Below are 1,244 nucleotides of genomic sequence, written 5' to 3'. Positions count from 1 at the left end.
AGGTAACAGTCGTTCATGGTTCGGTCTGCTGCGGCGCTGCGCTAGCGCAGCGCCGCAGCGTCGATGTTTTCTGGTCGATGATGCCGATCGGCACGTTGAAGAAGCGCACCTGCCATTGCCCGTCGGCGGTTTCCTCCACGGCAACTGTTTCACCAGCGAGAGCGCTGCAAAGGTGGATGAGATCGCCACGCCATTTGATCTCGCCGTTGGAGCGAACCTGGCGCACCGCCGCTTCGACGGGATAGTCCGGCTCCGGAGGCCGACTTGGCATCGCACGAGGGGAAGAGTGGTAGGCGCTGGCAGGTGGGCGTTGGCCAAGCGCCTCGTGGGGCCGTTCTTCGTTATAGTCGCGCGCGAATGCTGCGAACCGTCGGGCTTGCGCGGTCCTGGTCGGCGGCGGTGGCCGCATGGCTTCCAGAAGCGTGAGGTGGAAGCGTTCGTGCCGGCCGTTCTGCTGCGGATGGCCAGGATCAATCCGTTCATGGCGTATGCCAAGCTTGATCCACCATACCGACAGCGCGGTCAGACCGGTCGTCCCGGTCGAGGCGAACGGCGAGCCGTTGTCGGAGCGGATGATCTGCGGCAAGCCGTGCTCGCGAAACGCCCGTTCCAGTAGCGGTTGGCACTCGGCATATTGCGTGCTGCCCGTCGCCGTCAGGCTGATCAAATAGCGGCTGAAGCCATCGGTCACAGTGAATGGTTCAACGCGAGAACCGTCGCCCAATCGGATCCAGCCCTTGTGATCTAGGGCCCATACATGGTTGGCATGCTGAGGCACCGTCAGTTGCCCCATCCGCGGCGGCGCACGTCGACGGACCTTGCGGTCGCCGACGAGTCCCGCCCGTTTGAGAATCGCTCCGGCTGTCGAGGCCGACGGCCAGTCGACATCCCCTTGGCGAGCCTCGAGCTTGCTGACGATCTTGCGCGGTCCCCAGCTCGGCCGCTCGAGCCGCAGCCCAACGATCGCATCCACGATGTGCTGAGGCGTCGCCCGCCCATGCACCCGCGCGGCGTGGGAACGATCCTCAAGCCCGCTAGGCCCCTCCAGCCGGTAGCGCTCCAGCCACTTGTAACCGGTCTTGCGACTGATCTCGTAGCGCTCGCAAAGCTCGGTCATCGTCCACATGCCGGTTCGCTGATCCGATATGAAGCTCACCCGTTGGTCCACTGCACAGCTCTCTCGCCAAGGCATCGGCTGATCCTCCCAGCCGACAGAGAACTGTCACCCATCCATCCGGTCTACT

Annotated in this window: 1 protein-coding gene; it reads right to left on the bottom strand. The window is 64.1% G+C overall.

The genetic code is table 11. The annotated features are described in order from the left end of the window. Positions 1-13: 13 nt before the first annotated feature. Positions 14-1,192 carry an IS481 family transposase gene (locus EHH60_RS36855; protein ID WP_124164001.1) on the bottom strand — a complete coding sequence of 393 codons (1,179 nt, stop codon included), beginning with the start codon at positions 1,190-1,192 and terminating at the stop codon, positions 14-16. Positions 1,193-1,244 lie beyond the last annotated feature (52 nt).

This window comes from Bradyrhizobium sp. RP6 (assembly GCF_003837805.1).
Taxonomy (GTDB): domain Bacteria; phylum Pseudomonadota; class Alphaproteobacteria; order Rhizobiales; family Xanthobacteraceae; genus Bradyrhizobium.
This window is presented reverse-complemented; position numbering and strand designations above follow the sequence as displayed.